The following is a 23,093-nucleotide window of genomic DNA, read 5'->3' as shown; positions in this document are numbered from 1 at the left end:
CACATTGACAGCCTCTGAATTTTATGCAGAGACAAAAGATATTAAACCTGTTGATGCTGCAAATTGCGGGCCTATTATTCGCAAACCCTTCTAGCACGGCAAGTCTGGCGTTTAATCTTATTTCTGAGGGCGTCTAAAACGCGGGTTTTCGGGGCACAGCCGTAGCACATTGCCTCAGGAATGGGCGTGGGGTTACACATTTGGCGGCAGCGGTAACATTCAGAAATGCCCTACATGAAAAATCGATATTTATTGGCTTGGTGGTTTGCAGGGCCGCCTGACAGCTCACCTGCCGCCATTTGAAATGCGATCCAACTGTGGGAGCGGGCTTGCTCGCGAATGCGGTGGTTCAGCCACACATCTGCCAACTGACCCACCGCTTTCGCGAGCAAGCCCGCTCCCACAGGGGATCTGCACTGTTCTCAAGAGCCTACAAAAAAGCCCCACCCGGTTTTCACCGAGTGGGGCTCTTTACGCGGCCTTACGCGACGTTCATGGTCTTGTGCGTCTCAATCAAATGCGCCACCACACCTGGGTCGGCCAAGGTGGAGATATCCCCCAATCCGTCATACTCGGCCGTGGCAATCTTGCGCAGAATCCGGCGCATGATTTTACCCGAACGCGTCTTCGGCAAGCCCGGCGCCCACTGGATCACATCCGGCGAGGCAATCGGCCCAATCTCTTTACGCACCCAGTTTTTCAGCTCCAGGCGCAGCGCTTCGTTCGGCTCCTCGCCATTCTTGAGCGTGACATACACATAGATGCCCTGCCCCTTGATGTCATGGGGCACACCGACCACCGCCGCTTCAGCGACTTTCGGGTGCGCAACCATCGCGCTTTCAATCTCGGCAGTGCCCATACGGTGGCCGGACACGTTCAACACGTCATCCACCCGCCCAGTGATCCACCAGTAGCCGTCTTCATCACGGCGCGCACCGTCACCGGTGAAGTACATGCCACGGAAAGTCTTGAAGTAAGTGTCGACGAAACGGTCATGGTCGCCATACAGCGTACGCGCCTGGCCTGGCCACGAATCGAGGATCACCAGGTTGCCTTCGGCAGCGCCCTCGATGATGTTACCGAGGTTGTCCACCAACGCTGGCACCACACCAAAGAACGGGCGTGCCGCCGAACCCGGCTTGAGGGCGTGGGCACCCGGCAGCGGGCTCATCAAGGTGGCGCCGGTTTCGGTCTGCCACCAGGTGTCGACGATCGGGCAACGGGATTGGCCGACATTCTTGTAGTACCAATCCCAGGCTTCCGGGTTGATCGGCTCACCCACCGACCCGAGCAAGCGCAGGCTGCTGCCATCCACACCTTCGCAGGCAGCGGTGCCGGACGCCATCATCGCGCGGATCGCAGTCGGTGCGGTGTAGAGGATATTGACCTTGTGCTTGTCGACGATCTTGCCCACCCGCGTGATATCCGGGTAGTTCGGCACGCCTTCAAACAGCAACGTGGTCGCGCCATTGGCCAGCGGGCCGTAGACGATATAGGTGTGGCCGGTGACCCAGCCGACGTCGGCGGTGCACCAGTAGATTTCGCCCGGGCGGTAGTCGAACACGCGCTCGTGGGTAAGGGCGGCGTACAGCAAGTAGCCGCCAGTGGTGTGCTGCACGCCTTTAGGCTTGCCGGTGGAGCCCGAGGTGTAAAGGATGAACAGTGCTTCTTCGGCGCCCATCTCTTTCGGCGCACACACGGTGCCCGCCACTTTCATCAGGTCTTCGTACCAGATGTCGCGATGCTGGTTCCACTTGATGTTGCCATTGGTGCGCTTGCACACAATGACTTTCTGGATGCTGCTGGTTTCCGGGTTGGTCAGCGCGTCGTCGACGTTGGCCTTCAGCGGAATTTTCTTACCGGCGCGGATGCCTTCGTCGGCGGTGATCACCACCTTCGACTTACAGTCGATAATGCGACCGGCCAGGGCTTCCGGTGAAAAACCGCCAAACACCACGGAGTGAATCGCACCGATGCGGGTACAGGCCAACATGGCGACCACGGCTTCGGGGATCATCGGCATATAGATAGTCACCACGTCGCCGCGATGCACATCCTGGCCACGCAGGGCGTTGGCGAACTTGCAGACTTGTTCATGCAGCTCGCGGTAAGTGATGGTGCGGCTTTCGGAAGGGTCATCGCCCTCCCAGATGATCGCCGCCTGATCACCACGCTCGGCGAGATGGCGGTCCAGGCAGTTGTAGGAAACGTTGAGGGTACCGTCGGCGAACCATTTGATGTCGACATGGTGGTCGTCGAAAGAGGTCTGCTTGACCGCAGTGAAAGGCTTGACCCAGTCAAGGCGCTTGGCTTGCTCGCGCCAGAAGCCATCGGGGTTGACCACCGACTGCTGGTACATGGCCTTGTAGGTCGCCTCGTCGGTCAGCGTGTTGGCTGCTACTTCGGGGCGAACGGGGTACAGGGAAGCCGCACTCATCTTTCTTACCTCGGTGACAATAGTTGTTGTTGTATGGCCCCTGTTGTAGCCGGGGCGCCCCCATAGAACCATTCGACGATGGTAGTAACAAGCCCCTACAAAATGCCCTGCTATGCCCTTTCAGGGCTCTGGCCCACGGCCTGCGCGGCTTTGGCACCTGATGAAAAAACCTTTACCACGGGATTGTTACAAAAACCGCCAATAGTGTTTATCAAAAGCACGGGTATATGAATATAACCCGCAGGCCTAAAATCAACTCCGCCAACAAGGCACAGTGATTAACACCGTAACAGCCCCCACGAAGGCAGCGTTAATCCGAACTTCCCAACTCTTAAGTTACACACGCGGCCTCATAAGGGCCCCGTGACCCCTTTCGCCCTGAAGAAGGTAAATACACAAATGAAAGCTTTAATAGTTATGGCCCTCAGCAGCTTGTGCGCTACCGCCGCCCTGGCCGACGAAGCCCCGACTGAGCTGGCTGGTCAGAACGCACCGATAGTTGAGGATTACACTTACAGCACACACTTGGATGTGGCCAAAGTATTGTCCATGAGCAACATCCCGGATGTCTGCAACGTTGTACCGGTACAAATGGAATATGAAGACTCGCAGGGCCAGCGTCATATCCTTAATTATCAAGTGATGGGCAATGGTTGTTCCAACGGGTAATAACTTTTTCAGTAAGATTTAAACCCGGATCTTGGTCGCCGCAAGAAATCGTTCTTGCGGCCAAGAACCGCCCTCTGGCCCACCGCCGACCCAATGTGGGAGCTGGCTTGCCTGCGATGGCGATCTCAGCCAAACACACCCCACTCAGCCCTCCACCACTCCCCCTCTCCCAGCCCCATAAAAACTATCCCACCGCCCGTCAAAAAATTCCTACCCCAGCAAAGCCTTGCAAACACACGCTCCGGCCGAAAACCACAGCATTCTGGCCGTCAATCGTGACCATCCGCCGCAACACAAAGCCGATTTTTTCCCTATAATGCGCGGGTAAATCGGGCCTGCAATATCCCTTTACACTGGGATGAAGAGCCAGACCTGAGGCCTCCGCGCGAGCCTGCATCTGTTGCTGCGCACCTCAAGCCTCAAGCAGAACCCGTAACCCTATTCCGTTTAATTGCCTGCGCGAGCTGTTGCAACAAACGATTCCTTAAGATCCACCGCGGCCTCTGGGCCGTGTGAACACCCAACCATCCGGTTTCACACGGGCACCTTTGAGCCCTCACGCAGGAGACGACACGTCATGCTGAGCTGGGACGAATTCGACAAAGAAGAAGAAGGCGAAGTAGCCGCCAAAGGCGCCAACGCCGGCCACGCCACCGAAGCCAACATGGACCGCCTCGACGGTGCAGGCGCTGCCGCTGCCATCGAAGCCCGCGCCGTCACCGCCAATGACTCCGCCGCCATCGTGCGCGCCAAGGCCGCCCTCGACAAACTCGACGTCGCCGAAGGCCTCGCCGAACTCGAAGGCTCCGCCGCCCGCGTCGCCGTTGACGAAAAGCGCATGATCAACTGCCGCGCCGACCTCAACCAACTCGTACCTTTCAAGTACGACTGGGCCTGGCAGAAGTACCTCGACGGCTGCGCCAACCACTGGATGCCGCAAGAGGTCAACATGACCGCCGACATCGCCCTGTGGAAAAACCCCGAAGGCCTCACCGACGACGAACGCCGCATCGTCATGCGCAACCTCGGCTTCTTCTCCACCGCCGATTCGCTGGTCGCGAACAACCTGGTCCTGGCCGTGTACCGCCTGATCACCAACCCGGAGTGCCGCCAGTACATCCTGCGCCAGGCCTTCGAAGAAGCGATCCACACCCACGCCTACCAGTACTGCATCGAATCGCTGGCCATGGATGAGGGCGAGATCTTCAACATGTACCACGAGATTCCATCGGTCGCCAAAAAAGCCGCCTGGGGCCTCAAATACACCCGTTCGATCTCCGATCCGAAGTTCGAAACCGGCACCGTCGAAACCGACAAAGAACTGCTGCGCAACCTGGTCGCCTACTACTGCGTCCTGGAAGGCATCTTCTTCTACTGCGGCTTCACCCAGATCCTGTCCATGGGCCGCCGCAACAAAATGACCGGCGTGGCGGAACAGTTCCAGTACATCCTGCGCGATGAGTCGATGCACCTGAACTTCGGTATCGATGTGATCAACCAGATCAAAATCGAAAACCCGCACTTGTGGGATGCCGAGATGAAGGAAGAAGCGACCCAGATGATTTTGCAGGGGACGCAGCTGGAGATTGAATACGCGCGGGATACCATGCCGCGTGGGGTGTTGGGCATGAATGCGGCGATGATGGAGGATTACCTCAAGTTCATCGCGAATCGCCGTTTGTCGCAGATTGGTCTTAAAGAAGAGTATCCAGGGACGACTAACCCGTTCCCGTGGATGAGCGAGATCATGGACTTGAAGAAAGAGAAGAATTTCTTTGAGACTCGTGTAATCGAGTATCAGACGGGTGGGGCGCTTAGCTGGGATTGATGATAGCTTAACGCCATGCTATAAAAGCGTTCCTTACTTGGATGTCAGGGACGCTCTATAAAGAGCCCTGCCATGCGGGGCTTTTTTTATGGAGAATACAATGACTAAAATAATAACTTTATACAACCATAAAGGTGGCGTCTCTAAAACCACAACCACTTTTAACCTCGCTCACTATCTTGCTTCCAAAGGAAAAAGAGTACTAGCTATAGATGCGGATCCACAATGCAATCTCACCGAGTTGATGCTTGCCCCCCTCCTTGCCCTTTTAGATGAAAAAGAAAATCAAACTGGCGAAGAGCAAAAACTTAGAGGAACTAGCCTTCTCGAAATACTCACACCTAGATTAGAGGGTGAGATTGCACAAATTGACTTAAAAAGTGTACAAACAATTAGCATTACGGAAAATCTCGAGCTTTTACGAGGTGACGTAGCGTTAAGTAGCATTGAAGACTCGCTTGCAGAGTCTCACGTTCAACGATTCTCGAACAAAACTCATGAAAAACGAACTTATGTAGCACTTGGCGATCTATTAGACAGATACGGCGCGCAAGAAAAAATTGACTATATCCTTATTGATGTAGGACCAAGCTCTGGAGCACTAACAAGATCATGCTTCTTAACCTGCGACGGCTTCTTTGTACCTACATCTCCTGACCGGTTCAATGTTCAAGCAATTGGGACTTTGACTGCCATTATTGAAAGATGGATTGAGGAACATCAACAAATATATCAAAACTTTAAAGGTCTTGATCTACCTGTAAAGAAAGGAATGCCTCAATTTTTGGGTATCATTCTACAAAACTTTAAAATATTCGGTGGCCAGCCAAAACCAAGTTATAGAATGTGGATGGACCGTATCCCTAAAAAAGCGGAAACCACTCTATTCCCGATGTTAAGAAAATTCAATACTGCGGCCATCGACCTTACTTCGGGGTTAGAGGGTGAACAAATCGTAGCGACGCGAATCCGAGATTTTCAAAGCCTAGCCCCACTCATGCAGGAGCATGGAAAGCCCATTTTCAGCATAACTCAGGATGACACAAGAGTGATGGATCAAGCAGGACGTCCATGGTCCGGCCCAGTGTGGGAAAGCGCTCAAGAACGTATGAAAAATTACGAAGAACGAATCCAGGAAATCGTACAACATCTTGAGCTTTTGGGCTAATGGCTAACTCTCTTACTAATCACTTTGTTGCTTTTATTGACCTCCTAGGATTTAGTAACATGGTCAATCACGACTGCGAGAATCCGGAGACAGCTCAAAAGTATATAGACAAGCTAAAATCCATACACCAAAAAACCAAAGAATTAAAAAATGAAATAGACGGACTACAACTAACTCAATTCTCCGACTCTATAGTTCTAGCCCTCCCTTATAAAAAAGAGTCCTTCATAGAATTCTCCAAACTAGTCTCTAACTATCAGTATGAGCTTCTAGGGAGCGGAATAATTTGCAGGGGTGGCATTTCTTACGGAATGCACCACTACGAAGATGATTTCCTATTTAGTAGCGGACTCATTCACGCTTATAACATAGAAAAAGATATTTCTATAAATCCTCGAATAGTTATATCAAAAGACCTTGTTGACCTACTTTATCCGGACACAAAAGACACGCCCCAAAAAACCATCATAAAAGAAAGTGATGGAGCTTACTTTATAAACTTCCTTGCGGACAGAAACCCCACTGAGTGTTGGGAATTCATTAATCAAATAGTCCCTGAAAACCTAGCGTCATCACCATCAATACGCGGGAAGCAAATTTGGCTTATAAACTATTACAACCATAGCTTTCCAGAAAACATCATTCGCAGAGTTGAAAAATTCACATAACGTTTAAAGCACTGGGGGGAAGATGATTGAAGCCCCCCAATCTGACCTTTTCTTTCGACTTGACCTAAACCTGAGGGGCGCATAATCTTCGAGTTCCGGCGCCTAAGAAACGCCTCAAGTAGCGGCCTACCGCTCCCGAAAGATGTGGTTTTTTTGCGCCTACGGTTTTTTCGTGGGCGTAGGAAAGACTCTGCTATGTCGGGAGTGGGCGAATACAAGACCCGAGAGGGGAATATGTCCGGCCTTCTACTTGAGGTTTCTTAACTCCCGGCGCCTTAGCCCTAAGAAAGCTATCAAGTAGAGGTAATGGAAATGCCTGCATCTGTCTGCGCCACCTCGAAAACGCTCCTCCTCCCGGAGGTGTGCCATGCATGACCCTTTTTCTCCCACCGTATTTACACGCTTAAACCTCCCTCTGCATGCTCTCCTTCTGGAAAACCAACCCTGGTTCTGCGCTCGCGATCTTGGGCGTTTGATCGGATGGTTCCTAGATGAGCGCACGACTCGCAAGCTCGATGAAGACCAACGAAAAACTGTAAAATTGCTGTTCCACGGTCAGCCCGAAGAAATGCTGATGATCAGCGAATCCGGTGCTTACGCGCTGCTGGTCTATCACTACACACCTGCGAATCGTCTGCTACGTAGTTGGCTCACTCATGAAGTGGTTCCGACGTTGCGGGACGAACGTCAGCCAAGGACGGTAGAACGCCCATTGTTGAGCATGCTGGATTGGCCGGAGATGTCGTTGAACCTCTTGCATTGGCAAGATGAAGGCTGGATACGCCTTCGGGATATGCCGTATCTACTGGTTAACCGGACCTATCGGAGGGGATCAGCAAAAACTCATTGGTGGCGAAAGCTAACTCAACCTTTCCGAATGAAGCAGCGAATGTCCTGACGTAAACGAACGGCAAGTCTCACCGACTCGTAGGAAATTTCGTAGACGCAATAATGGCTACTCAGTATCGTCCGAGGGTTTTCAACCCTCGGCGGCTGTATGGATACGAAAAAAAGTAATACCGGATGGACCGATCAGGAGCTTGAAGCGTCCGTGGATGGCTACCTGAAAATGTTGAAACTCGAAGGTCTCGGCCAGTCGCTTAACAAGAAAGCTGAACACGAGCTCCTGCGCGAGGGAGCTCTAAGCGCTCGTTCGTTGGCGTCGGTCGACTACCGCATGCGTAATATTTCTGCGGTATTTGAAACACTGAATCAAACGCCAATTGCGGGTTACACAGCTGCAAACAATGTCGGTTCGAGGATCGTCTCTCGTATTCGCCGAATGCTGGAACAGCGTGGCATTGTTGAATCTCAAGACAACGCCCCCACGTTTGATGAAGTGCTATTGGAACGGCGGGCGGCAAAGCTTCAAAGTAAACCCATCAAGACTAAGCCCGAAGGCATCGCCACGCCGCAACAGGTCAGCACCACCAGCACATCCTACGTTCGCGATCCCGAAGTACGCGCTTGGGTGCGTCAGCAGGCGGCGGGTATTTGTGAAGGTTGCGGCCTACATGCACCGTTCAAACTGAACAATGGCCAGCCATTTCTTGAAGTACATCACGTCAAGCACCTCGCCCAGAAGGGTTCGGATCGCACGACCAATGCTGTAGCCTTGTGCCCCAATTGCCATCAGCGTTGTCACCGGTCGAATGACCGGGAGGCTTTCACTGAGGAGCTCTACTCCAAAGTCGGAAGATTGGCACGGGAGTAAACTCCAGTGGTCACACCTGATGAACGCTCAAAAAATACTAGATAGGACCGAGGCCAACCCGTGAACCCAGACATGCTCGAAGCCGGCCCCATCGACGCCAAAGTACTCTCCGTCTTTGACTTCGACGGCACCCTCACCCACCACGACAGTTTCGTGCCCTTCCTCAAATTCGCCTTCGGCCCCGGCGAGTTTTATGGCCGGATGGTCAAACTCGCCGTGCCTGGGCTGCGCTTTTTGCTGCAGCAGATCAGCCGGGATGAGTTGAAGGCGCAGTTGATCCGCACCTTTATGACGGGCGTGGAGAAAGCGTGGGTGCAGCAGCAGGCTGAGGCGTATTGCCAGCGTTATTGGACCAAGTTGATGCGCCCCAAGGGCTTGCAGTCGGTGGAAGATGAGGTGAAGTCCGGGGCGGTGGTGACGCTGTGTTCGGCGTCGCCGGCGTTGGTGTTGCAGCCTTTTGCGAATCGGTTGGGCATCAAGTTGATCGGCACTGAGCTTGAGGTGGTCGACGGGGTGTTAACCGGCAAGCTCACGGGGAATAATTGCCGCTGTGAGAACAAGGTGCTGCGCCTTGAGGCGGTTTATGGAGATTTGGGCGAGTATCGGCTAAGGGCCTGGGGCGATACGCGTGGCGATCGGGAGTTGTTGGCGGCGGCGCAGGATGCGCATTTTCGGCATTTTCATTCGAAGAAGAAGCAGGGCAAGTTGCAGCGGTGATGCGGGGCCGAGGAGATCGGCAGATAGGCCAAATTGCTTGCTTCGCAGCCTCGCTAAAGAGAGGGATAAAGTTCCCCCTCTGATTTTCAGCGCGTACTAGCGGCGATTCGGTATGGGAACGCTCAAGATCGTTAGTGCTTGGTGCAACTGAAGCTGCGGTCGGGAAACTTGGCGGCAGCTTTTTTCTCAGCATCCGCTTGAGAGCTTGCCGTCACGTCGTATAAAGGCCCTTTCCCAGCCGATGTGCAGGAGTACGTAGCATCCCCAGCATGCGCTGCCCACATAAACAGCGTCAGACAAATTGCAACGCAACTGCTGAGTTTACGAACTGGCATTTTCATAATGGCGCTTCCTTGACAGAAACAATGGACCTTCATGATTGGTCCGTAAGAAGCCCCTTGCAACTGTCAGATCTGACAGTCTTTTAGATCCGTTAGAAATCTACTCAACTTCGAATCGGCAACCGGGATTACAAGGAAGATTTCAGGTCTACACCCAGCGCTGTTGCGAAGGCTTTCACCATCGGGCTTCTTGGCGCGTTATGGCGCAGGATCAGGTTAAACGCGGTGCTCAGGTGAACCTGTTCCGGGCACATTGCGCGCAAGCGCCCGTCCCTTACCAATGGCGCGGCGTAGTGTTCCGGCAAAAAGCCTAAGAAGCGGCCGGTGAGGATCAGGATGGCCACGGCTTCCACCTGTGAGGCCGAGGCAGACTGACTGTCGTAGGTGACGAAGTTGGCCTTGTCGCGATGGATCGCGTACCGGTGGTTGACCACTTCGTATTGGCGCAGCACCTCTGGGGTGATGTCGCTCGCGTTGAACAGTGGGTGTCCTACGGCGCAGTAGGCGTGGGCTTTTTCTTCGTAGAGGGGGAAGTAGTCGAATTCTTCACGGCGCTGGTACACCGGGACGATGCCGACAATCAGCCGGCCCTCTACTACGCCGCGTTCAACTTCGTCCAATTGCGAGGCATGCAGGCGCAATCTAATTTTTGGCGATTCGCTGTGTAGTTTCCCTAACGCGGTAATTAGCGGGGAATTAACGTCGGACACGGTGTTATCAATAACGCCGACACTAAGGTCACCAATCAGCTCGTTTTGCGCCGAACTAAGCTTGTCGCGAAAACTGTCCACCGAGGTAAATAACTCGATGGACGCTTGATACACCAACTTGCCTTCTTCGGTCAGGCCGAACCCTTCGCGGCCCCGTGTGCACAGGCGCATGCCGATGCGAATTTCAAGGTCGGAGATCTGTTTGCTGATGGCGGCGAGGCCCACGTTCAGCTCGTTTTGCGCGGCGCTGAAGCCGCCGGCTTCGACCACGGCCATGAACACGCGCAGCAGTTTGAAGTCCAGCCCGCTCAATTGCAGGGGCGGTCGTGTGCCGGGTTTTGGCGGCATGTTTCCAGAAGTGGAAAGTGGGGTTTCCATAATACGCGTTGACCTCAAGTGCCATATTCAACAGGCTTCAACCCAATCCTTGAACATAGCCAGGCGGCGATAATGAACATAAACATCCGCCCTTGGCAACCTTGAATACGGCGCGTCAGACGCTGGTTCAGTCTAGTTGAAATCTTATTTTTACTGCCTCCGACTCTTCTAAAAACAAGCGTGAGGAATACCGATGTCCCAGCCCACCGACCGCCTTTGGGGTGCTCGTTTCAAGACCGGCCCGTCTGCTGCTTTGGCCGCGTTGTCGCGTTGCCCTGAGCGCTATTTCCGCCTGACGCCCTACGACCTGGCCGGCTCCCGTGCCCATGCCCGTGAGTTGCAGCGCGCCGGGTTGCTGGATGAATCGGAAACCTTGCGCACCCTCGAAGCCCTGGACCGTATCGGTGACGATTTCGCCGCCGGGCGCCTGCATCCAACCCTGGATGACGAGGACGTACACACCTTTATCGAACGCGTATTGACCGAGCGCCTGGGCGCCTTGGGCGGCAAGTTGCGCGCCGGGCGTTCGCGTAACGACCAGACCGCCAATGACCTGCGCCTGTTCCTGCGTGACCATGCGCGCACCATCACCACCGAGGTGTTGGGTTTGCAGCAGGCGCTGGTGGAGCAGGCCGAGCAACACATCGACAGCATTTGCCCGGGCTTTACCCATTTGCAGCAGGCGCAACCGATTGTGTTCGCCCACCATTTGCTCGCCCATGCGCAGTCGATGCTGCGTGATGTGCAACGTTTGGTGGATTGGGACGCGCGCACGGCGTTGTCGCCGTTGGGTGCCGCAGCCATGGCCGGTTCCGCAATTGCGCGCCAGCCGGAGCATTCGGCCAAGGAGATGGGCTACACCGGGCCGTGCGAAAACTCCATTGATGCGGTGGCCAGCCGGGACCATGTGGCGGAATTCCTGTTTGTGGCGGGCATGCTCGGGGTGAATATTTCGCGGCTGTCGGAGGAGTTTTGCCTGTGGTCGTCGCGCCAATTTCGCTGGGTGGTATTGGACGATGCCTACGCCACCGGCAGCTCGATCATGCCGCAGAAAAAGAACCCGGACATTGCCGAACTGGCACGGGGCAAGGCTGGGCGCTTGATTGGCAACCTGACCGGGTTGATGTCGACGCTTAAATCCTTGCCGCTGTCGTACAACCGCGATCTGAGTGAAGACAAGCACAGTGTGTTGGACAGCGTCGACACCTTGCTGCTAGTGCTGCCGGCGATGGCCGGGATGGTTGCGACCATGAAGGTGCAGGTAGAGGAGCTGCGGCGTCAGGCACCGATGGGCTTTACCTTGGCGACCGAGGTGGCGGATTGGTTGGCCACTCGCGGTGTGCCGTTTAAAGAGGCGCATGAGATTACCGGCGCGTTGGTGCAGGCCTGTGAGCAGCAGGAGATTGAGTTGTGGGAAGCCTCGCCGGCGATGTTGGCAGAGGTGGATGCTCGGTTGCTGCCTGAGGTGCGTGAGTGCCTGACCCTGGAGGCCGCAATTGCGGCGCGCAGTGGCTGGGGTGGGACGGCACCGGAGCGGGTTCGGGAGCAGATTGGGCGGTTGAAGGTGGCGTTGGCGGCTCAGCAAAAATGGGCCGAGAGTTATCAGGGGTTTCGGATTTAAACCTGGGCTTTTGTGGTGAGTTTGCTGGCGCTTTCGCAGGCAAGCCAGCTCCCACATTTGGACCGTGTTTTAACAGTTGGATCGAGTACAGCAGTGGAGTAACACCATGAACCAAACCCCGGCGGAGCGCTTGGAAGCCGAGCGCAAGTTGTCCGAGAACCAGTTCGATATCACGCAGTACGAGCACGTGCCTCGGCGTTATTACGGGCGGATGTTTTTTGCCACCTTGATCGTGATCGCCCTGGCCGCGTTGTTGCGTGCATTTGCCAATGGCCAGATCGAATGGTCCTACATCGGCCAGTTCCTTACGTCTGAAGCCATCCTCTGGGGCCTGGTCAACACCATCGTCATGTCGATCCTGGCGATGGCGTTGGGCGTGGTGATCGGGGTGGTCACGGCGATCATGCGCATGTCGGCCAACCCGATCCTGCGGTATGTGGCCATCACTTACACCTGGCTGTTCCGGGGCACACCGCTGATTCTGCAATTGCTGCTGTGGTTCAACCTGGCGCTGATTTTCCCGGTAATCGCGATTCCCGGCCTGTTCAGCATCGACACCGTTGACCTGATGACCCCGTTTGTAGCCGCCCTGCTCGGCCTCAGCATCAACCAGGGCGCCTACACCGCCGAAGTGGTGCGCGCCGGGTTGCTCTCGGTGGATACCGGCCAGTATGAAGCCGCCAAGTCCATCGGCATGCCGAGCTTGCAAGCTCTGCGTAGGGTGATTCTGCCGCAGGCCATGCGGGTGATCATTCCGCCGGTAGGCAACGAGTTCATCAGCATGGTGAAAATGACCAGCCTGGCCAGTGTGATCCAGTACTCGGAGCTGCTGCACAACGCGCAAAACATCTACTACGCCAACGCCCGCGTCATGGAGCTGCTGATTGTGGCCGGTATCTGGTACCTGGCGGTGGTGACTGTTCTTTCATTTGGCCAAAGCCGCCTCGAGCGTCGTTTTGCCCGCGGCGCCGGCAAGCGCTCGTAAGTTTGGGTTGAGGAGATTTGCCCCATGAGAAGCATCGTCAAGGCCGTCAACCTGAACAAGTATTACGACCAGTATCACGCGTTGCGTGACATCAATATCGAGGTCGAGCAAGGCGAAGTGATGTGCATCATCGGCCCGTCCGGTTCGGGCAAAAGCACGCTGCTGCGTTGCGTCAACCAGCTGGAAAAAATCGACAAGGGCGGCCTGTGGGTCGACGGCGAGTTGGTGGGTTACCGGGTGGTCGGCAATAAGCTGCATGAAATGAATGAATCGCAGATTGCCCGCCAGCGCCTGGCCACCGGCATGGTGTTTCAGCGCTTCAATTTGTTCCCGCATATGACCGTGTTGCAGAACATCATCGAAGGCCCGGTACAGGTGCTCAAGCGCTCGCCCAAGGAAGCCATCGAAGATGCGTTGGAACTGCTGGCCCGCGTCGGCCTGGCGGACAAGCGCAATGCTTACCCGGTGGAATTGTCCGGCGGCCAGCAACAGCGTGTGGCCATTGCCCGCGCCTTGGCGATGCGCCCCAAGCTGATGTTATTCGACGAACCCACGTCGGCACTTGACCCGGAGTTGGTAGGCGAAGTGCTGTCGGTGATGCGCGATTTGGCCACCACCGGCATGACCATGATCGTGGTCACCCATGAGCTGGGCTTCGCTCGCGAAGTGTCCAACCGCATGGTGTTTATGGATGCCGGCCAGATTGTGGAAGCCGGCAGCCCCGAAGAAATTCTAATAAGCCCACAAAACCCGCGTACCCAAAGCTTTATTTCTGCCGTTCGCACTTAACTAAAAAACTAACGAGAACGCCCCCATGAAAAAATTGTTTATCCCAACGTTGCTCGCAGGCCTGATGGCCTCTTCGTGTGTATTCGCGGCATTGCCGGCGGCAATCAAGGACAAGGGTGAGATCAGCGCCGCTATCGTGCCGAACTACCCGCCGATGGATTTCAAGGACACCGCCACCAACAAGCTCACGGGCCTGGATTTCGACCTGGGCAATGCACTGGCCGAGCGCCTGGGCGTGAAGATCAAGTGGCAGGAAACCGGCTTTGAGCAGATGCTCAGCGGCCTGACCACCAAGCGCGTCGACATTGTGCTGTCGGGCATGACCGACACCGCCGAACGCCAAAAGGCCGTGACCTTCATCGACTACTTCACCAGCGGCCCGCAGCTGTACACCTTGGCCAAGCGTGAAGACCTCAAGGAATTGACAGACCTGTGCGGTAAAAAAGTCGGCACCAGCCGCCGTACTACCTGGCCGTCGGAAATTGCCGCGTGGAGCAAGGAAAACTGCGAAGCCGCCGGTAAGCCGGCCATTGTGGTGATCGGCACCGAAGGCTCGGCAGATGCACGCGCGCAGTTGCAGCAGAACCGTCTGGATGCGGCGATGCAGGGCAGCGAGACCATTCCTTATCTGATGTCGCTGGATAAGGGCAAGTACAAGCCGGTGGGTTTGGCGATTTCCAAGCAGTTCACCGGGCTGGGGATTGAGAAGAGCAACACTGAGTTGGTCACGGCGATCAGTGAAGCGCTGCAGGGCATGGTGGATGATGGCACCTACGGCAAGATCTTGAAGAAGTGGGATCTGGAGCAGGGTGCGGTGGAAAAAATCTCCATCAATGCCGGCCAATAAACACACGATCTAGAATGTGGGAGCTGGCTTGCCTGCTCCCACATTGGATCTGTGTTCAGATTTGAATTGTGTTGTATTGAAAAATAACAAGGACGCTCGCCCCCACCGTGGCCACCTACTCCCTGGTAATTCGCCGCCTGATGATCTGCTCGGTGACCATCGTGGTCAGCCGCGCCATGACCAGCCCGTTGCTGACCTTGCTCTTGAGTACCCGACTGGGCCTCAACCAGCAGGACATCGGCCTGCTGATGGGCATCGCCGTATTCATCGCCACGTTGCTGGGCCTGTATGGCGGCTACATCATCGACCGCCTGGAGAAGCGCAAGCTGCTGATCCTGGCCATGCTCTCCAGCTCCATCGGTTTTCTGTTGCTGACGTTTGCCAGCAACCTCTATCTCACCACCCTGACCCTGGTGATTACCGAAGCCGCCTCGGCGCTGTTCCTGATTGGCTCCAAAGCCATCATCAGCGAGAACTTGCCCGTGGGTGATCGCGCCAAGGTGTTTTCCCTGCGTTACACCCTGACCAACGTCGGCTACGCCACCGGGCCGATGGTCGGCGTAGTGATTGCCGGGCACATGCAATTGGCACCGTTTTTGATCGCCAGCGCCATTGCGTTTGGCAGCCTGTTCCTGATGATCGGCATCCCACCGACTCAACGCGATGACAGCCACAAACCCTTGAGCTTCCTCAGCACGCTGCGCACCTTGCGCAGCGACCGTACGCTGATCCTGTTCACCAGTGGCAGCCTGTTGAGCACCATCGTCCACGGGCGCTACACCCTTTATCTGTCGCAATTTCTGCTGGTGGCCTACAAGCCCGCCGAGGCGCTGAAGATTTTGTCGGCAGTGCTGGCCTGCAACGCCATCACCGTGATTGCGATGCAGTACCAGATTGGCCGGTTTCTCAAGCGCGAACAACTGCGCTACTGGATCGTGCTGGGCACGTTGCTGTTCATTGCCGGGCTGATCGGTTTCAGCCAGGCTCACAGTCTGCTCACCTGGTGCCTGGCGATGTTCGTGTTTACCCTGGGCGAGATGATCATTTACCCGTCGGAATTCCTGTTTATCGACACCATCGCCCCAGACGCATTGCGCGGCAGTTACTACGGCGCACAAAACCTCGCGGCGTTCGGCGGAGCGATGAGCCCGGTTATTTGCGGCTATTTGCTGATCAACGCTGCGCCGACCAGCATGTTCTATGCGTTGGGCGCATTAACGGCTATCGGTGGAAGCCTGTGTTTCTTAAGCGGACGCCGTGTAGCTGGCACGCCGCTTATCTAATGTGGGAGCTGGCTTGCCTGCGATAGCGGAGTGTCAGGTTGGGATGTGCAAACTGGCACGGCGCTATCGCAGGCAAGCCCGCTCCCACATTTTGCTCTCCGTAAAGTCTGGTATTTGCGTAATATCCAGTCATTCATCTCACGGACCCGAGCCCCATGAAATTCGACACGGCCTACAGCCTGAGTCTCGACGACAAGCTGTCGATCTACGACGTTCGAGACCTGAATTTCGACGAAACCGCCGACTTCGACTCCGACAAGGACAGCTTCCTGTGCCCCAACGATGAATGCCGCGCGGCGTTCGAAACGGGCAATACGCTGAGCACATTCAACGCGAAAAACGTCAACTACCAGCGCACGCCACACTTCAAGAACAAGACCAGCACCCGGCATATCGACGGCTGCCGCTATGCCAGCACGCACAAGGGCGCAACAGGTGAAAGCGACGACGAGCGCGAGGACAATTTCCCATCGGAATTTGTACTGACGCGGCGTCAGTACCAACGCAAGACACCGCCCGTCGTTATTGAGGGAAGCGTCCCACAAGATTCGGCGAAGGCGCCTGCAACCAGTACCCGCTCATCCCACTTCAGCAGCGACACAACCCCGGACAAAACCAGCGTCTTCGCACACCCGGTCGAGTGCTATGTGTCGAATATCGACGACAAGGACAAGCTCAAGTCCATGCCGTTGAAGGTGGGTGAGCACACCGCGACCTACTGGACATTCTTCAAGAAGATCGAATACCTGCAAGACAACAAAGGCCTGATCTACTGGGGCAAGATCAAAGCGATCAAGGATTACACCAGCAGCTTTCGCATCGACTTCGAAAAAAAGGTGTGGCTCGACAAAAAGCCTTATTCGGTGAACGTCTACCTGAGTAAAAAACTCATCGAAAACTACCGCAAGCGCACGGCGTTCCTGGAGCAGATCAAGGCGGCAGCCAGTAGCGAACGAGCCTTGTATTGCTTTTTTTACGGGGTGACGCCAGAGCTAAAACAGGTGCCGAGCAAGAAGAACCCCGAGCAGACATTCGGAGTGTTCAGCGCCAATATCGAGAACCTGGACCACTTGATCATTCGTGAGGCGCCAGGAATGCAGGAGCATTAGGAAAGGGCGCGTGATCGCTGAGCTTGCCGGTATTGTTCGCGTGCAGCTCGGGCGGTGGCCGCGTCTATCGCGCCAAATGTCGTCAGCCAGTGAATCAGCATTTCTTCCTCCGGCCAACCATAGCCCTTTATCCCGGGAATGGTTCTGGGCGTGCGATTGATGGCTTCGTCATAACGTCGCGCACTCCACGGCTGCTTTACAAAGTCGAAACCTTCAGCGTCCCATTTGAATACGCGCAGGATTTCATTGATTTGGCCCTGGCTGCTGCGGTCGCTGCGCGGGTAAAAGCAATAAGTGCTCCCCAAGCCACTCAGCAGCGGATCACAAACCTGCGGCGAGAGTATGTCCAGCACGCCACACTTCAACGCTATATTCATCACACCATCGGCCCAGCGATGGGTAAATGTTTTCACAAAACCCGCGTCATCGGCCTTTTTCATATCGAAAAACAGCATGCTGTAGCGCGTCTTCAAATGCGTCGCCACCAGCACATGCTTACGTTTAACTGTTGCCGCATGGACCAGCCACTGGTTAGGGTCGGCGTGCAGCGCATCCCCCTCTGCGCTCGGTATCGGTGGTTTTTCAACTGGGGTAATTTTCTTACCCTTGTGAATACGGCTGAAAAAGTCGCTGCCGGCTTGTGAGCAATTAAATGTAAGCACACTGTGTTCCTGCGCAAAGTGATCAACGCCAAGTGTGCCCTATTTACTCGCGCGGCAATCGCTCCTCAACCCACTCAAGTTCATAAGGCTGCCTGACGGCATAGCTGATGGCATCAAGCGTTTCTTCGCTGAGTATTGCCAACTCGGCGTCGGTCAACAGGTCGTGGTGCACCATTGATGCCAGGCACGAATAGGCTGATGAGCGACTGTAATAGTCGAACATATCGGCCATATCCTTGTTGCGGGCATGAATCACGCCGTACAGCATTAGGTACCGGGCGTGAGCGGACAATGCACCGTGCTCGCTGATGGTCCTGGCATCCGCGAGGACGCCGAGGCAAAAGCGATCAAGGGCCAATGCCCTCAAGCCTTTGAATTTCTTCCAATCACTTTCGGAAATAGACATGGCGTCGTTCTCTCGTCAGCTCGATCAGTCTGTGGATTTTCCTATTCACCTGCGAGCGTTGCAACCTCCACAGCCCTTCTGGAGACAGCAAGTGAGAACCCGATAAAAAATCCAGTTGATGAGCGGTACAAACAACTGTACAAAAACACAGTATAGTTTGCCTTCCCCCGTCGAACCTGGAGAAACCCCATGTCCTCTCTGGCAATGAGCTCTTACGTAGAACAGCAGATTGTCCTGCACCAATTCACCGCCAAACACAGCGCACAGGCCCGCGTGATGCTGGGTTGGAGCCGCGAAGACCTGGCCCGCCAGGCCGGGTTGGCGGTGGAGGTGGTTCAGCGCTTTGAAAGCCTGGGCGAGGTCGAGGATGAAGCTCGGCTAGCCCTCGCGTTCCGGCTGGAGGCTGAAGGCCTGGTGTTTTTCCCAGGGTTTGCGCCAGGCTGGGGGATGAGCGCGCGCAAGTTTGAGGCCGCCCCCGCCGAGCCCGCCGCACCCAGCCTCATCGCGCGATTGATGGGCTCAGCAGCGGCATCAAATGACTCACCAGCGCCTCAGCCGAATGGTGCGTAGAGTCCAACCGAAGCACCGGGCAGGTCAGCGGTTTCAACCAGCTTTCATGCCGTCTCAAGCTGCGTAAGCTGTGGTTACCGCCATCGTAACGGGCGGCCCAGGCCAGGAATGCGACGCTGTTTTCGTGGCGGCTACCGCCTTCCAGGATCTGTTCGCCGTAGCGTTGCACTTCGCGCAGTTGCAGGCGGTGCAGGCGCAACTGCGGGTCCAGGCGCAGGAACACCACATGGGTGAACTGCGGGATCATGGCGTCGCCCCAGCCGCACAGTGAACCGGACAGTACCCAGCCCTCAAGGCCGGCACTCTGTTCCTGCAGCAGGCGGATGCGTTCATCCTTGGGCCGGGCGACCGTGAAAGGCTCTGACGTTTGTTGCCAGTAGAAATAGTCAGAGTCGAAATAAGCAACGCCCAGGCGTTTGGCCAGAGCCCGGCCTAGAGTCGAGGTACCGGCGCCCGCAGCGCCGAGGATGTGAATTTTGTAGGCCATGCCTGCCCTCCATGGCAGTGAGTGTAATACGCGCAGTAGCACGCAGCGCGTCATTTAAAGCCCGGGTTTTACACCGGCTTGGGCTGCTTGCTCGTACCCGTAAGCGACTGCCAGCAAAGCGGGCTCGGCCCAGCGGGTGCCGAAGAAATAGGCACCGGTCGGCAAGCCATCTTCATTCTTCCCAGAAGGCACGGTTATTCCTGGGTAACCTGCGGCGGCAACCGCGAAGTAGATGTTGGTCTCGAAGTCGGACACCATGGCATGCAGGTTTTCGTCCTTGATCGGGTCATCCACAGAGCTGCGAAAATCCTGGATAAGCTCGTCCCACAATGTCTTGCGTTGCTCCGGGGTCAGGGTGGAGGCGCTGATTTTCTTGAGTTCCGGTTGATGGTCCTCCACGGTGCCATCACGGTCTTGGTTGAATGCTATCAACTCGGCCAATGATGTGACCGGCAGGCCCGGACGTTTGGCCAGGTAGGCATTCAGCTCTTCCTTCACGTCCGAGAGCAACAGTTCGTCATAACGTGAAGCATCTGCCAGCCGCAGGTTGATCGGTATCAACGTAGCGCCTTGCTCACGAAGGACTTGCAGTGTCTTGCTAAATTGCGGGCTGTTGTCCACCGGCAAACTTTCACCGTTGAAGGTAAATGTTGCGGGATAACCGATACGCTTGCCTTTCAACGCACCGGGCACCAGCAGTGTGGTGTAGTCGATGCCTTGGGGGGCGCCCAGGCTTTCGGGATCGCCAGGGTCACTGCCGGACATGGCATTGAGCATCAACGCAACGTCATACACCGAGCGAGCCATGGGGCCGGGTGTGTCTTGTCGGCGGCTGGCGGGAATAATCCCGTTGCGATCCAACAAGCCCACGCTGGGTTTGAGCCCCACCACACCATTGAGCGCCGCCGGTACGATGATCGAACCATTGGTTTCTGCACCGACCGCCAGAGGTGCCAGCCCGGCCGCTACCGCTGCGGCAGACCCCGAACTGGAGCCGCCGACGTCGGCACCCGCACGGTGAGGGTTAAGTGTTTGCCCGCCTCGGCTACTCCAACCATCGGGGCCATCGCGAAACCCAGCCATTTCGGTCATGTTGGTTTTACCCAATATCACCACCCCTTGCTTGATGAGGTAATCGACCAGAGGAGCATTCTTGCCGGCAGCCGCCCCCCACAAGACCGAATGCGCCTGCACTGGTTTGCATGCCGGTGGTTTCGATGGTGTCCTTGAGCAATATGGGTATGCCGTGCAACGGGCCTCGCACCTTGCCATTGGCGCGTTCACGGTCCAGTTCGCGCGCAGCCTCTAGTGCATCAGGGTTGAGTTCGATGACGGAGCACAGATGAGGGTCCAGCGTGCGGATACGCTCTTGCAGGAAGTTCACCAGATCAAGCGACGTAAGCCCGTTCGGCCGAGCCATTTGTTCGCCCAGTTCGCGAACGCTTGCGTATGCAGTCTCTGGCGCAACGGGCTTTGCAGCTATTGGCGTCGCGGTTACGGACGAGGTCTGCGCTGGCAGGGCTTGCGCAGCCTGACGAATCATCGAATAGATGCTGTAGGCAACCGTCATAAAGGTCTCTCCTGAGTTCAGAATTCATACGGGATGTAGTCCGCCATTCTAAAAAAACCAGGTGTTCAAGACCTTCAGGCAGTCTCCCTTCACATCGTAAGAGGGTTCAGCACTTCCTGTAGTTGTTACGCGTCCTTTAACGCGCCGGCGCGGATCTGGCGATAGGCACGCAACAACAGCGGCAATGCATCACGCGACCATCGAGCACCGTAAAACCATAGCTTCGCCCCATCGCCCAATGGTTCGCTGAGTGAGGGATACCCGCTGACGCAGGCACGATGAAACGCGCCACTCTCACTGCCGGAGACCAGTGCATCCAGGCGATGCGCGGTCACGAGGTCGTCGATCTCATTACTTTGCAGGGAAAATTGCAGGCTGCTGTCTTCACGCCGCGCGTCCACCGGCACCAGTTGCGCACCGGCCTGACGCAGGAGATCGAAGGCCGCACACAAGGCTTCGCTGTGTTCGACGGCTTCGCGATGATCGCCTTGCACATAGCGATCAGCAAAGCCGATACGCCAACCCGATAGCAACTGGGTAGCCGTAAAGCTGGTGTTATTCAGCACCAGGGGGACTTCAACCATGACCGGCCCAGTGGGGTCGATACCACTTAAAGCCGCGAGTGATAACGCGGGATCCCGCGCGGGTCTTGCCGGTAGGGCCGGCGCGTTGTAGCCGGGAATCGGCGCCGCGCCCACCACGTGCGCCGCGCCAAAGACGATACCTGCGCGGCTCAGGTTCTCGGGTTTAGCATGAACGGACTCGTCCGCCTGCCCTGCGCTGCCCGCCTCCTCGGTCACAGGCAAGGACAGGCCCGGGCAACACGGCATCCCCAACCGCCAATGTTCGCTACAGTTTTTTTCCATCAGAACCCGACTCCCGACAATTGATTACGCGGGATCATCGCACTCTCATCTGGCGTTTGTCGCAGCCCTGAAACACCCTGAAAATCCTTTTTCCAGGCGGCAACGTTTCAACCCGTTGCGTGTTCTTTTACACCCTGAGTTTCCACCTCCAACCACCATGCGTGCCCGCGCTCCGGCTGGTGCAGGCTGAACGCCTGTCCCATCGCCGGCGTGGTGATCGACACGTTGCGCTCCCAGGCCAGGGCCATGATGCGGTCGAACGGTTCGTGCCAGGCGTGGAAGGCCAGGTCGAAGGTGCCGTTGTGGATCGGCAGCAACCAGCGGCCTTTGAGGTCGATGTGCGCTTGCAGGGTTTGCTCGGGCTGCATATGCACATGAGGCCAGTCGACGTTGTAAGCACCTGTTTCCATCAGCGTCAGGTCAAACGGGCCGTACTGTTCGCCGATCCGTTTGAAGCCATCGAAATAACCGGTGTCGCCGCTGAAAAAGATCCGCCGCGCGCCGTCGATCATCACCCAGGAACACCACAAGGTCTGGTTGCCATCAAACAGGCCACGCCCGGAGAAATGCTGGGCCGGTGTGGCGATAAAACGGATGCCATCGACCTCGGTACCTGCCCACCAATCCAGTTGCCGGACTTTGCTGGCGTCCACGCCCCACTTCACCAGCGTGTCGCCCACGCCCAGCGGCGCCAGAAAGTAGCGGGTCTTGTCGGCCAGTTGGGTCACCGCGTTGCGGTCAAGGTGGTCGTAGTGATTGTGGGAAAGGATCACCGCTTCGAGCGGCGGCAGGTCTTCAAGGCTGATCGGCGGCTGATGAAAGCGCTTTGGCCCAGCCCAACTGAAAGGCGAAGCGCGCTCGGCAAACACCGGGTCAGTGACCCAGAACTTGCCACGCATTTTCAGCAGCACGGTGGAATGCCCCAGGCGAAACACACTGTGATCGGGGGCTGCCAACAGTAGCTCACGCGTCAGCGGTTGCACCGGGATCTTGCCCACCGGGCGCGTACTGAGTGGCTTGTTGAACAGCATGTTCCAAAAAATGCGCAAGGTTTTGCCAAAGCCACCGTGCTGCACCGGGGCGTCGTTGCTGAAATGCCCTGGCGCCTGCTCCGCAGTCTTGGGCGCAGCAGGCGCGGGGTCGAGACGGGTTGATATCGTGGCCATTGCAGAGTGACTCCAGGGTCGGCTCATAAAAAACACCGCGCAGACCAACTACACTGCACAGTGTAGTTTCTAGATTGCAACAAAACCCTGAGCAAGTAAACT

The 23,093-nt window shown here is 56.2% G+C and carries 21 protein-coding genes and 1 pseudogene; 14 read left to right on the top strand and 8 right to left on the bottom strand.

The features are described from left to right. Nucleotides 1-481: 481 nt before the first annotated feature. Nucleotides 482-2,437 carry an acetate--CoA ligase gene (gene acs / locus FFI16_RS03630; RefSeq protein ID WP_138814185.1) on the bottom strand — a complete coding sequence of 652 codons (1,956 nt, stop codon included), beginning with the start codon at nt 2,435-2,437 and terminating at the stop codon, nt 482-484. A 399-nt stretch (nt 2,438-2,836) separates the two neighbouring features. Here acs and FFI16_RS03625 point away from each other — a divergent pair, with 399 nt between their 5' ends. The 7 genes from FFI16_RS03625 (at nt 2,837) to FFI16_RS03595 (ending at nt 9,201) form a co-directional block, all read left to right on the top strand. Then, a complete protein-coding gene (locus tag FFI16_RS03625; RefSeq protein ID WP_138814184.1) occupies nt 2,837-3,106 on the top strand; it encodes a DUF2790 domain-containing protein in 270 nt (89 codons plus the stop codon). A gap of 577 nt (nt 3,107-3,683) precedes the next feature. Continuing rightward, nucleotides 3,684-4,934, top strand: a complete 1,251-nt coding sequence (locus FFI16_RS03620) for a ribonucleotide-diphosphate reductase subunit beta (protein WP_017134657.1) — start codon at nt 3,684-3,686, stop codon at nt 4,932-4,934. Between the two features lie 100 nt (nt 4,935-5,034). Further along, complete coding sequence (locus FFI16_RS03615; protein ID WP_138814183.1) at nt 5,035-6,102, top strand: ParA family protein; 1,068 nt, start codon at nt 5,035-5,037, stop codon at nt 6,100-6,102. Nucleotides 6,103-6,161: 59 nt separating this feature from the next. Further along, nucleotides 6,162-6,770 carry a hypothetical protein gene (locus tag FFI16_RS03610; RefSeq protein WP_138814182.1) on the top strand — a complete coding sequence of 203 codons (609 nt, stop codon included), beginning with the start codon at nt 6,162-6,164 and terminating at the stop codon, nt 6,768-6,770. Between the two features lie 367 nt (nt 6,771-7,137). Further along, nucleotides 7,138-7,668: a Bro-N domain-containing protein gene (locus tag FFI16_RS03605; protein ID WP_138814181.1), complete on the top strand. Its 531-nt coding sequence runs from the start codon at nt 7,138-7,140 to the stop codon at nt 7,666-7,668. 99 nt (nt 7,669-7,767) lie between these two features. Further along, nucleotides 7,768-8,484: an HNH endonuclease gene (locus FFI16_RS03600; protein ID WP_138814180.1), complete on the top strand. Its 717-nt coding sequence runs from the start codon at nt 7,768-7,770 to the stop codon at nt 8,482-8,484. Between the two features lie 72 nt (nt 8,485-8,556). After that, nucleotides 8,557-9,201, top strand: a complete 645-nt coding sequence (locus FFI16_RS03595; RefSeq protein WP_138815354.1) for an HAD-IB family hydrolase — start codon at nt 8,557-8,559, stop codon at nt 9,199-9,201. 469 nt (nt 9,202-9,670) lie between these two features. Here the strand turns inward: FFI16_RS03595 and FFI16_RS03590 are convergent, their stop codons facing one another. Then, nucleotides 9,671-10,630 (bottom strand): LysR family transcriptional regulator, encoded by a 960-nt coding sequence (locus FFI16_RS03590; RefSeq protein WP_138814179.1) that lies wholly within the window; start codon nt 10,628-10,630, stop codon nt 9,671-9,673. Nucleotides 10,631-10,823: 193 nt separating this feature from the next. Between FFI16_RS03590 and argH the strand changes: the two genes are divergently transcribed. From argH to FFI16_RS03560, 6 genes are all read left to right on the top strand, one after another. Further along, complete coding sequence (argH, locus tag FFI16_RS03585; RefSeq protein ID WP_138814178.1) at nt 10,824-12,251, top strand: argininosuccinate lyase; 1,428 nt, start codon at nt 10,824-10,826, stop codon at nt 12,249-12,251. Between the two features lie 106 nt (nt 12,252-12,357). Next, nucleotides 12,358-13,236: an amino acid ABC transporter permease gene (locus FFI16_RS03580; RefSeq protein ID WP_138814177.1), complete on the top strand. Its 879-nt coding sequence runs from the start codon at nt 12,358-12,360 to the stop codon at nt 13,234-13,236. 24 nt (nt 13,237-13,260) lie between these two features. After that, nucleotides 13,261-14,025 (top strand): amino acid ABC transporter ATP-binding protein, encoded by a 765-nt coding sequence (locus tag FFI16_RS03575; RefSeq protein WP_017134648.1) that lies wholly within the window; start codon nt 13,261-13,263, stop codon nt 14,023-14,025. A 25-nt stretch (nt 14,026-14,050) separates the two neighbouring features. After that, on the top strand, nt 14,051-14,872 hold the full coding sequence (locus FFI16_RS03570; protein ID WP_138814176.1) for an ABC transporter substrate-binding protein: 822 nt from the start codon (nt 14,051-14,053) through the stop codon (nt 14,870-14,872). Between the two features lie 107 nt (nt 14,873-14,979). Further along, on the top strand, nt 14,980-16,155 hold the full coding sequence (locus FFI16_RS03565; RefSeq protein ID WP_138814175.1) for an MFS transporter: 1,176 nt from the start codon (nt 14,980-14,982) through the stop codon (nt 16,153-16,155). A 155-nt stretch (nt 16,156-16,310) separates the two neighbouring features. Further along, nucleotides 16,311-17,264, top strand: a complete 954-nt coding sequence (locus tag FFI16_RS03560) for a hypothetical protein (RefSeq protein WP_138814174.1) — start codon at nt 16,311-16,313, stop codon at nt 17,262-17,264. Here FFI16_RS03560 and FFI16_RS03555 read toward each other — a convergent pair. Together FFI16_RS03555 and FFI16_RS03550 are read right to left on the bottom strand one after the other, a co-directional pair. Next, on the bottom strand, nt 17,261-17,926 hold the full coding sequence (locus FFI16_RS03555) for a hypothetical protein (RefSeq protein WP_138814173.1): 666 nt from the start codon (nt 17,924-17,926) through the stop codon (nt 17,261-17,263). The genes FFI16_RS03560 and FFI16_RS03555 overlap by 4 nt on opposite strands. 43 nt (nt 17,927-17,969) lie before the next feature. Next, the gene (locus tag FFI16_RS03550) at nt 17,970-18,332 is read right to left on the bottom strand and encodes a hypothetical protein (protein ID WP_138814172.1); all 363 of its coding nucleotides are present in this window, start codon (nt 18,330-18,332) and stop codon (nt 17,970-17,972) included. A 189-nt stretch (nt 18,333-18,521) separates the two neighbouring features. Between FFI16_RS03550 and FFI16_RS03545 the strand changes: the two genes are divergently transcribed. Beyond that, nucleotides 18,522-18,902 (top strand): XRE family transcriptional regulator, encoded by a 381-nt coding sequence (locus FFI16_RS03545; protein ID WP_138814171.1) that lies wholly within the window; start codon nt 18,522-18,524, stop codon nt 18,900-18,902. Here FFI16_RS03545 and FFI16_RS03540 read toward each other — a convergent pair. The 4 genes and pseudogenes from FFI16_RS03540 to FFI16_RS03525 all read right to left on the bottom strand — a co-directional run bounded on the left by FFI16_RS03540 (nt 18,832) and on the right by FFI16_RS03525 (nt 22,991). After that, nucleotides 18,832-19,389, bottom strand: coding sequence for an AAA family ATPase (locus tag FFI16_RS03540; RefSeq protein ID WP_138814170.1), 558 nt, complete (start codon nt 19,387-19,389; stop codon nt 18,832-18,834). The two genes, FFI16_RS03545 and FFI16_RS03540, sit on opposite strands and share 71 nt — an antisense overlap. Before the next feature lie 54 nt (nt 19,390-19,443). Then, nucleotides 19,444-20,959: pseudogene (locus tag FFI16_RS03535) on the bottom strand (amidase family protein). 125 nt (nt 20,960-21,084) lie between these two features. Then, the gene (locus FFI16_RS30615; RefSeq protein ID WP_256666226.1) at nt 21,085-21,825 is read right to left on the bottom strand and encodes a hypothetical protein; all 741 of its coding nucleotides are present in this window, start codon (nt 21,823-21,825) and stop codon (nt 21,085-21,087) included. Nucleotides 21,826-21,932: 107 nt separating this feature from the next. Then, nucleotides 21,933-22,991, bottom strand: coding sequence for an MBL fold metallo-hydrolase (locus FFI16_RS03525; RefSeq protein ID WP_138814169.1), 1,059 nt, complete (start codon nt 22,989-22,991; stop codon nt 21,933-21,935). Nucleotides 22,992-23,093: the final 102 nt, after the last annotated feature.

The sequence above is a fragment of the Pseudomonas sp. KBS0710 genome, assembly GCF_005938045.2.
Classification (GTDB): domain Bacteria; phylum Pseudomonadota; class Gammaproteobacteria; order Pseudomonadales; family Pseudomonadaceae; genus Aquipseudomonas.
Note: the sequence above shows the minus strand (reverse complement) of the source record. Positions and strands in the feature narration are given on the sequence as shown.